The organism is Teichococcus deserti (assembly GCF_001982615.1).
GTDB lineage: Bacteria > Pseudomonadota > Alphaproteobacteria > Acetobacterales > Acetobacteraceae > Pseudoroseomonas > Pseudoroseomonas deserti.
Genome location: NZ_MLCO01000054.1, coordinates 75,134 through 85,610 on the forward strand (window position 1 = coordinate 75,134; position 10,477 = coordinate 85,610).

General features: G+C 64.0%; 4 protein-coding genes. 2 read left to right on the forward strand and 2 right to left on the reverse strand.

Annotation, left to right across the window (positions count from 1 at the left end):
* Positions 1–969: 969 nt before the first annotated feature.
* Both BKE38_RS31330 and BKE38_RS33145 read left to right on the forward strand, forming a co-directional pair.
* A complete protein-coding gene (locus BKE38_RS31330; RefSeq protein ID WP_207553521.1) occupies positions 970–1,440 on the forward strand; it encodes a hypothetical protein in 471 nt (156 codons plus the stop codon).
* Positions 1,441–2,304: 864 nt separating this feature from the next.
* Positions 2,305–9,126, forward strand: a complete 6,822-nt coding sequence (locus BKE38_RS33145; RefSeq protein WP_131829507.1) for a calcium-binding protein — start codon at positions 2,305–2,307, stop codon at positions 9,124–9,126.
* A 524-nt stretch (positions 9,127–9,650) separates the two neighbouring features.
* On the opposite strand, the gene BKE38_RS07305 is transcribed toward BKE38_RS33145, so the two are convergent.
* Complete coding sequence (locus BKE38_RS07305) at positions 9,651–9,920, reverse strand: hypothetical protein (protein WP_076956684.1); 270 nt, start codon at positions 9,918–9,920, stop codon at positions 9,651–9,653.
* Positions 9,921–9,990: 70 nt separating this feature from the next.
* Positions 9,991–10,477 (reverse strand): hypothetical protein (locus BKE38_RS31890; RefSeq protein ID WP_165694138.1); only part of this gene is annotated, 487 nt, incomplete at its 5' end.

Consider the following 10,477-nt stretch of genomic DNA (forward strand, 5'->3'; position numbering starts at 1 on the left):
GTCGGAAAGCGCGCACCGCCGATTCCACGCGGGTGCGATCAGGAGGTCGGATGCCAAGTCACCAAGCGCCCTTCCCCGCCCTTGCTGCGGACATTGTGGTCCTCGGCCGCGTGGTGTGGATCAGCAGGAATGTGGGTGGGTAAATGACCCACTTGGGTGCGCGATGCCTACGTTAACGGCAGAAGATTATCTGCGCTTGGTGCGCGCCCCTAAGACGGTGGTGGGCCGCCCAGAGTGGCAGCCGGCCCCGAAGAGGAAGGATGGGCTTACCCCCTTTTCCAAGGTGCAGGACTTGGTTGTGACGCTAGCTATAGACGGCCAGATCTTGCCGGGCTTGGCAGTCAGAGGCCGTGCGCTCGAGGCGGTTTCCCCGCAGAACTTTAATCTAAGGCTGCAGTTTTCAGACTTCGTTCTGGAGCGCGTCACTCTCAATCCGGACGGGCCGCACAGAAATCATCCGCCACTTGGCGATGGGACAAGGTTGCCGCCAAAGCAAGCGCGTCATTACCCTTTTGACCCGAGCCGCGACTATCCTCCTGATAAGGGAGGCCCCTGGTTTGCGGAGTTGATCGACGGCGATCTCGACAGCGCCGAAGCGCTTGTGAGATACTGTATTAGCCACTGGTCTATCGTAGGGAACATCCCTTTACCTCCGTTTAATCCGGTGTTGCTGTGAGCTCGACATTTGGGCGCGATACGATCCTTGCGGGTTTGCTAGACCTGTTCCCCGAGAGGTGGGACGGTCATGGTGGTACCATGCTGTCAACTCACTGCATGTTCCCGAATGGCGACCATGTGGTCGTACTGGTACAGCGCGACCCTCGCGGTCACAGCACGATCTCGGATCATGGTAGCGCTTGGGAGGCGCTGAGTTCGGCTGGGCTTGACCCAGACACCGGATGGGTCGTCCGTGATGCAGATCGTTTTGCGAAGCTTCATGGGCTGTCTTTCTCCGCTGGGGAATTCTACATGCGGGGCATCAAAGACGCCTTGCTTCCGGGCTACATTATCCATCTGGCCAACAGAGTTCAGGCTTGGGTGGCTAGTCAGGTCGCAAGGATCACTCACAATCACGATGTTGATCTCGATACTCGCCTTCTCGAGATATTAGATCGAATCTACGGAGAGAAGGTCGTCGGGCGAACGGTCGAAGTAAACGGAGATAGCACTAGACTGTATAGTATGAGCGCTGTTGTGGCCCTTCCTGACAACAGAACGGCTATTTTCCGAACCGTCGTGGATGTGCCGCAGTCGTTCTTCGCGTGTCACACTGCTTTTGGTGATATTGCGCTGGCGCATCCGGATAGTGAAAGAATTGCGGTCATCTCCGCAAAGCAGCGTTGGACCTCCGCGGACCTGAGTCTTGTCGGGCAGACCGCGACGCATATTGTCGATCTTGATTCCCAACCTGAGTACGAACTGAGGCGGCTTGCCGCTTAGCCCGCCGATCCAGCCTAGAGCGCAGGAGGCCCGCCATCCGGCGGGCTTTTTTGTGGGCTGGTAATGGCACGGCGCCCTGCCCTGCTCCTCCTCGCCCCAACTTCGCAAGACAAGAAGTTCTATCGCTGCAAGACCAGAGGCTTAGAGGCCCAGTTTCCAGAACAATTCGGGAATTGGCCGGAAACCGCCAACCTTCTTGTTCCCTTTACGTTCTCCATGCTACCCCGGTCGTGAGGGGGCGCTTCAGGGGTGAAGCAAGGATGATGACATGGACCTCGATGCAGCCCGCCTGCCTCGTGCGCGGCATGAAGTGTTGGGGACGCACCTCTCCTCCTGGAGGAGCTGGGCCGTGCGATCGCGATGCAGCCACCTGGAGTGTCCGCCCAACCGGATGATCGCGGTCACTGACATTGCGGACAGCCGCGGTGACGTGACGCTCGAGGGCATGGCCGACGGGATCCGCTGCAGCGCCTGTGGAGCTACCGCTGGCGCCGTGAGCCTGGTCCTTCGATTGACTGCCGGCGAGAGCATTCAGCGGGTTCGCAGCGCCGCATAATCAGGCTCAGGTACATAGTATCAAGAAGGAATTTCCTCGGACGTAAATCTAGGTTTCGCTCTGGCAAAGGCAGAAAACATGCTCGTAACCTGAGTCGAAGCAATAAGGGCCCGGGCTGCCCCTGGTCGCTGTCGAGAATATGCAATGGCGCTCCGGCAAAATGCAGGCCCGTGACAGACATCCGAAATTCCTTACTCGCAGAGATATCATTTTTACCGAAATTTTCTTACTTGTTACGTGAAATCACCATTGAGGTACACGCAGGGCGTGTGTAAGGCGGTGATGTCACACCGCTTCGAGGTCAAAAAATGGCTGTAATCAGTGGTACCATTGACAACGATGTCCTCTCGGGAACGGTATCGGACGACACGTTCATCGCAAGCATCGGCAACGACGCCATCGATGGGGCCGAGGGGTTTAACACCCTCGACTATACCAGCGTCGGTGCACCCGTTTCCTTCGGCCTGACCGAGGTCGTTTCAGGTACTGAGCCCCGTATAGCGATCGATAAGGGCCTCAATATCGGCATCGACACCGCTGTAAACGTTCAGCAAGTCATCGGCAGCTCTGGCACCGGCGACGTTATCGACGGCCGCACCCTTGACGACCTACCGTCTCTTGACGGCCAGTCGGCCGATGCCAGCTTGAACGTCGACCTCGGCTCGGGCTCTGTGGGCATAGAGTTCGCGAATTCCGCTTATGCCCCCTTCCTATCCGGCAGCACCACGTACAGCGTGAGCGGCTTTGAGGTGGTGGAAGGTTCCGAGAACGACGATGTCGTCACCGGTGGCGCCACCTCGGCCAATCTAACCCTGCGCGGCAATGGCGGTGACGATCTTCTAACCGGTGGCCTGGGCAGCGACACCATTAGCGGCGGCGATGGCAACGACGAACTCTACGGCGACGAGGGGGATGACATCCTCGCTGGCGGCGCCGGGAATGACCTGCTCGAAGGCGGGCTCGGCAATGACAGCCTTACGGCTGGCGCGGGCGAAGACACACTGATCGGCGGCGAAGGCAACGACAGCTTCTACGGCGTGGTTAATGGCAGCGCTACCTTCGTTGGTGGCGGCATGGATTTCGTGAGCAGCGCCTCTCTCGACTCCGGCTACGATACGCTCGATTACACGAGCGCAGGCGCGGAGGTATCCCTCGGCTTCGGCAGCGCCATGTCCGGGACATCCGTCCTGGCTATCGAGAAGGGAGAGGATCAGGGCGTCGATATTGCGGTTCAGGTCGAGAATGTCGTCGGCAGCAACGGCAGCAACGACGTAATCGACGGCCGCACCCTGGACGAACTGACCGATGACGTGCTGAGCGCGCCGGTTGGCGCCAGCATGGATGTCGATGTTGGTTCGGGCACGGTTGACATCAGCTTCACCAATTCCGCCTACGCGTCGCAGTTCAGCAGCGGCGTGCTGCATTACGATGTCACCGGATTCGAGGTCATCGAAGGCACGGACAATGCCGATACTCTGACCGGTGGTACCAGCACGGCCGACCTGACGCTGCGCGGCCATGACGGCGACGACACCCTGACCGGCGGCCTGGGCAACGACACCCTCGAGGGTGGCATCGGCAACGACACCATCGCCGGCGGCGCGGGCACCAACACCTTGAGCGGCGGTGACGGCAACGATACGTTCCTCGGCTCGCTGGCCGGCAGCGATACCATTAATGGTAGCTCCGGCACCGACACCCTGGACTACAGCGGCATCAGCGGCTCCAGCGGCATCACCCTCGAGCTCGATGTCGTCGACGGCGCGGCGACCGTCCGCGTCGAGAAGGGCACCGGCAACGGCGTCGACACCGCCACGCTGGTCGAGGTCATCTCCGGCACGACGGCGCTGAACGACGTCATCGACGGGCGCGAGGTCGACAACCTGGCGCCGATCTCCGGCGATCCGGGCGCCCGCCTGACGGTCGACCTCGGCTCGGGCAGTGTGCAGGTCGTCGTCTCGGGTGGCAGCGGCTACAGCACGCAGAGCTACACGGTGGCGGACTTCGAAGAGGTCCAGGGCACCAAGAACGGCGACACCATGAGCGGTGGCAGCAGCACGGCCGACCTGCAGCTCTACGGCAATGACGGTGACGACTCGCTGACCGGCGGCCTGGGCAATGACCTCCTCGATGGCGGCGCCGGCAACGACGCGATGTCCGGCAGCCTGGGCAACGACGTTATCAGTGGCGGTGCGGGCAATGACACGCTCAGCTACAACAACGCCGGCAGCGCCTTCACCGTCGAGGTCGACCTGATCTCCGGCACGGTGAGCAAGATCGGCACCAGCGGCTCGTTCGACCAAATCAGCGACATCGAAGGCATCCAGGGCACAAGCGGCGCCGACATCTTCCGGATGAACGCCGATGAGATGATGATCGACGGCGGCGCCGGCTACGACGAGGTCGACTACACCAGCGCCGGCACCGATGTCTCCTTCGGCATCAACGTCGTCTCCGGCCCCACCCCGGTCGCCGCCTTCGAGGACGCCGACGGCGAGTCGCTCGGCATGGCTGCTCATGTGGAGAAGATCACCGGCAGCAGCGGCGATGAGGACACCATCGACGGCCGCACGCTAGACGCGCTGCGGCAGAACGGGACGAGCGCCGTCGGCGCTTCGATGAATGTCGACCTCGGCTCTGGCACGGTCGACATCACCTTCACCAACAGCAGCTACAGCTCCTCCGTCGGGGGCCCGCTCCACTACGATGTCAGCGGCTTCGAGGTGGTCGAAGGCACCGCCAATGCCGACACCATCACCGGCGGCACCAGCGAGGCCGAGCTGACGCTGCGCGGCAATGCCGGTGACGACATCCTGACTGGCGGCGAAGGCGACGACCTGATCGAGGGCGGCGTCGGCAACGACACGATCAATGGCAGCCTCGGCACCGATGTCGTCAGCGGCGGCGACGGCGACGACACGCTGAGCTACGAGTCGCTGGACAGCGGCAGCCGGGACATCCACCTGCACGTCGACCTGATCGAAGGCACCGTGCGCAAGCACGGCTATGACTCGGGCACCAGCGGGACCATCGACGCCGACGACACCATCACCGGCATCGAGAAGCTCATCGCCACCAGCAATGATGACGACTTCATCATGGGCGCTGGCGCCATCGCGATCGACGGCGGCGAGGGCTTTGACACAGTCTATTATAATGAGGTCGCCGAGGCGCAGGACGGCATTACCATCTCGCTGGACGGTTTCGTTCCGGGTGACGGCATCGCGGGGGGCCACACCTTCACCAATATCGAAGGTGTCGTCGGCGGCAGCGGCGACGACTGGATCATCGGCGATGTGACAGGCGGCGAAGGGTACCGCGAGGGCGTCGACAACCGCTTCGAAGGCGGCGACGGCGACGACATCCTGGATGGCGGCTACGGCAACGACACGCTGCAGGGCGGCCGCGGCAACGATGAGCTGATCGGCGGCGAGGGCAACGACACCGCCGACTTCCGCGATCTCGACGTCGGGGTCGAGGTGCGCCTGGACAAGGGCTATGCCGAGACGCGCGTCACCGGCGACGCGACGCCGGAGCATGACGACCTGATCTCGATCGAGCACGCGGTCGGAACCCGCTACAACGACCTGATGATCGGCGACGCCGCGGAGAACCAGCTGTATGGCGGCCGAGGCAACGACAAGCTCGAGGGTGGCGCCGGGGCCGACTACCTGGACGGCGGCAGAGGCATCGACACCGCTTCCTATACCAATGCAACCAGCGGCGTCACCGCGGCGCTGAGCGACTACGATAGCTCCCCGCCGGGCGACTTTACGATCTTCATCCCGGAGCCCAACTCGATCAACACGGGTGACGCGGCGGGCGACACCTACAGCAGCATCGAGAACCTCGAGGGTTCGAAGTTCGCCGACGCGCTCTACGGCAACTCCGAGGACAACCACCTCTCCGGCCTGGCCGGCAAGGATGCGCTCTACGGTGGCGCCGGCGACGATGTGCTGGAAGGCGGCCTGGATGCCGACGCCCTGAACGGCGGCGAGGGCAGCGACTTCGCCAGCTACGAGAACGCGGCCTCCGCAGTTGAGGCCTCGCTGACGGCCCGCAAGAACACGCCGACGACCATCACCACCGGCAACGAGGCCTTGGGCGACACCTATGTGTCGGTCGAGAACCTGCGCGGCTCGACGTTCAACGACCTCCTGACGGGTGACGCGAATGGCAATATCCTGCAGGGCCTGGACGGCAACGACACCCTTGACGGCGCTTCCGGTAACGACCGGCTGGAGGGCGGCGCCGGCAATGACTGGCTGCTGGGCGGGGCCGGCGATGACCGGCTGATCGGCGGCATCGGCAACGACACCATCGATGGCGGCGAAGGCGGCAGCGACACGGTCGACTACCGCTATCGTGAGACGGGCCTCACGGTGAACCTCGCCACCGGCATCGCCGGCAGCGGCGCCGACCGCGACACCCTGATCAGCATCGAGAACGTCGTCGGCTCCGATTTCGACGACACGCTGATCGGCAACGATCGCGACAACAGGCTGTCCGGCGGCTTGGGCAACGATACTCTGATCGGCGGCGGCGGCGTCGATTACTTCGACGGTGGCGAAGGTGTCGACACGGTCTCCTATGCTTCCGAGACGAGCGGCGTCTCGCTCGATCTGACCGCGCAGGCGAACTCGGCCGGCGCCGCGGCCGGCGAGACCCTGGTCAACATCGAGAACCTGATCGGCGGCTCGGGCAACGACACGCTGAAGGGCGATGTCCATGGCAACCACCTGTCCGGCGGCGCCGGCGACGACGTCCTCGACGGCCGCGGCGGCAGCAACGTGCTGGACGGCGGCGCGGGCAACGACCTGCTCCATGCCGGCCTGGGCACCAATGCGCTGAACGGCGGTGCCGGCATTGACACGGTCGACTACTCGCAGGCCAGTGCGGGCCGCACCATCGACCTGTCGACGGGCCTGTCTGGTGGCGACATGCTGACCAGCATCGAGAATGTCACCGGCACCGACTTCGCCGACACCATCTACGGCGACCGCTTCAACAACCTTCTCAAGGGTGGTGCCGGGAACGACTGGATCCATGGCAACAAGGGCGACGACATCCTGGATGGCGGCGCTGGCGACAACACTCTGAACGGTGGAAGCGGCAACGACACGGTCACCTACGCCACGACCGCGGCCGACTCCGTGGTGTTCTCCACCTCCACCTCGACTGTCGACCGCTACGTCTCGGCAGGGGGCGGCTTGCTGGTCGGCACCGACACGCTGATCGACGTCGAGACCGTGATCGCGACGAGCGGCGCCCAGGACGTGATCAATGCCAGCTCGGAGACGACCCGGGCGCTGACGGTCAACCTGACCACGGGTGTGCTGGCGATAACCGGCCTGGCGGCGAAGACCGTGACCGGGTTCGAGAATGTCAACGGCGGCGCCCTTACTGATGCCATCACTGGCAATGCCGCGGCGAACACCTTGCATGGGGGCGGCGGCAACGACCAGATCGCCGGCTTGGACGGCGATGACGTCCTGAGTGGCGATGTCGGAGACGATACGCTGCTGGGCGGAGCGGGCAACGACTACCTCAGTGGTGGCCTCGGCAACGACGTGCTGAATGGCGGCGAAGGCAATGATCAGATCGTCGGCGGCGACGGCGACGACACGCTGATCGGCTATACCGGCACCAACCTGCTGGACGGCGGCGATGGTTACGATACGGTCGACTACAGCGACTTCACCACGGGCGTCACGGTTAATCTCCTCACCGGCACCGGTGGTGTTGGAACGACGCTCGACACTCTGATCAGCATCGAGGGCATTAACGGCAGCCGCCGCGCCGACGTGCTCATCGGTGATGGCAACACCAACCGCATCACCGCGGGCTCTGGGGACGACATCGTCACCGGTGGTGCGGGCGCCGACGCGCTGTACGGCGAGAAGGGCAACGACATCTTCATCCTGAACTCGTCGGCGGACTTCGCTGTCGGCGAGATCATCGATGGTGGCAGTGATCGCGATACACTCCGGTTCGCGGCGACGGCCGCCGATACGCTGACGCTGACAGGTCTGGTGGTGGCGGTCGAAGAGGTGCGCATCTCTGACGCGAACGGTGACACCAGCAGCATCGCGGCAATCAATGTCGATGCGCGTCAGCTGACCAGCGGCCGTGTGATCACTCTCATCGGCAACGATGGCGACAACATCCTGCATGGCAACGATGATGGTCAGAACACCATCGAAAGCGGCGGCGGCAACGACACGCTGTATGGCGGCGGCCTGGCCGACACGCTGGAGGGCGGCGCCGGAAACGACGTCCTCTACGGCGGCGCGGGCAATGACATCCTGAAGGGCGGCGCGGGTGCCGACTACTTGGATGGCGGGACCGGCGTGGACACGGCCGATTACTCCGACAGCACTCTGTACGTGTCGGTCAACCTGCAGGACGAGACGCAGGGGACCCTCGGTGGTGCGGCCGGCGACGTGCTGATCAGCATCGAGAACGTGACCGGCTCGGTCCATGACGATTTCATCCGCGGCAATTCCGGTGCGAACTATCTGGCCGGCGGCGTGGGCAACGACCAACTCCTGGGCGAGGCCGGCAACGACCTCCTCGAGGGTGGCCTCGGCGCGGATATCCTGACCGGCGGCGACGGCAATGACACCGCGACCTATCGCAACGCGACGACCAGCATCACCGCTGACCTGAGCGGCGAGCGGGCCGGCACGGGCGAGGCCCTCGGCGACCAGTTCTTCCAGGTCGAGAATCTGCAGGGCTCGATCTACGCCGACACCCTTTACGGCAATGCGCTGGCCAACGTGCTGAGCGGCGGCCTGGGCGACGACAAGCTCTTCGGCGGCGCCGGCAACGACCGTCTGGTGGGCGGCACGGGTGCCGACGAGCTGACCGGCGGCACCGGTGCAGACACCTTCGTCTTCACCAAAGGCTCCAGCGCCGACACCATCATGGACTTCTCGGCGGTCGACGGGGACAACGTAGAGTGGACGTCCTTCGGCTCCACGCTGGACAGCTACGCTGAGGTTTCCGCCAAGTTTGTGCAGAGCGGCGGCAACGTGGTGGTCGATGCTGGCAACGGCGACGTCCTGACCTTCATGAACACGACGATCGCCAACCTGACCTCGGACCACTTCCTCTTTGGTCCGAACTAAGTTGGTGCATGGCTCTATGGGGCTGTAATGCTTGCTCGATGGGCTGATGTCCCATCGAGCACCCACCAGCTGCTATAATGCTAAGTGCCCTACATTCTTCGTCGTGGGCGTCCCAGCTTGACGGCAGCTGACAAGCGAAATTCGCCGTCAACGCGAGTTGGCGATAACGGGGGCCCCATAAGCCATTAACTGCGGTTCGGGGCCGGGATCCCGACCTCGCCCCACAAACGCAGAACGCCCCGCCAGTCTCCCAGCGGGGCGTTCCAATACGGATGCCGGAGCAGAGCCGCTCACCTTGGGCAGGGCGGCCCGCTGCAAGAGGGCCATCAATCCACCGGGCTACGCTTTAGGTCACCCGAGGCACGGCATGCAGGCTTACCGTGTCGAACCCTGTGCTGCGGGCCGGGCTACTCCGGCTCAAGGTGTCGCACCGTTGATGAGGCCGGCCCCCGATGCGCGCTTTGGCGGACGGTAAACCTCCGCAGCCCACCGATTCTACGGGCCGCGAGTCGGGGGCTCAAGCTTTAGTCGCGTCCTGCCGAACCAGAAAAGGCGCCAAGCCAGTCACTCAGAGCTTCGAGGTGAAGCTGTTGCTCATCGGTCACCGCGTCGAGTTCTTCTGACGCCCGCCGGCTAGTCATTTCATCCCGAGCGCCACGGATTATCTGCGCCTTCCCTTCAAGCGGGTACGGCGCAACGAAGGCCTCGAAGGCGTTGACCGCCTCCTCGCGTGGCAGGCTTGGCGGCAGGGACATGGCCAAGTCTACCAGTCGATCCGCGTTGTCGCTCGCCATTGCCCCGCGCTCCTCCTGTGGGATTTGCGCGGAGCGTAGTGCTTAGATGCGCGCCGCGGCAACAACCAGATCAGGCCGGCGCCGCCGCCAGCCACTTCCGCAGCGCGTCCCGCTCGGCCCGAGCTGCATCCCGCTCTTTGACCAGAGCGGCCACCTTCGCCTTCAGCGCCTCGACCTCGCCCGAAGCCGGCGGCGTCACCGGATCCGGCGTCTCGCGGTCGGGAAGCTGCCCGTCCAGCACGGTTTCAATCGCCTGGACCCACCCGGCGATCATCGCCGCAGCCTGCGGATCTAGCGCCGCGTGGTCGACGATCCGGTTGTAGATGGCGAGGGCTGCCGCGGTGGGATCTGTCTCCTCGCTTGCCGGCACCGGGCCGTTCTTCCGGCCGTTGGCCGCCAGCACCGCCCAGGACCAGTGCTCCACCTGGCGGATCAGCGCGTTGGTCGGCTCGGGGTAGCGGCCGCGCGCCGCGCTGCTGTCGGCGTTGAGGCGGCTGTGCAGGTCGAGGACAGGGTCGGCCGGCGGGGTGACGACGGGGGGCTGAATGGTGACGGGC

What these genes read in the sequence shown, in the direction of transcription:
- BKE38_RS31330 (WP_207553521.1), top strand. Translation starts at nt 970, where the DNA reads ATGCGGGGCATCAAAGACGCCTTGCTTCCGGGCTACATTATCCATCTG.
- BKE38_RS33145 (WP_131829507.1), top strand. Translation starts at nt 2,305, where the DNA reads ATGGCTGTAATCAGTGGTACCATTGACAACGATGTCCTCTCGGGAACG.
- BKE38_RS07305 (WP_076956684.1), bottom strand. Translation starts at nt 9,920, where the DNA reads ATGGCGAGCGACAACGCGGATCGACTGGTAGACTTGGCCATGTCCCTG.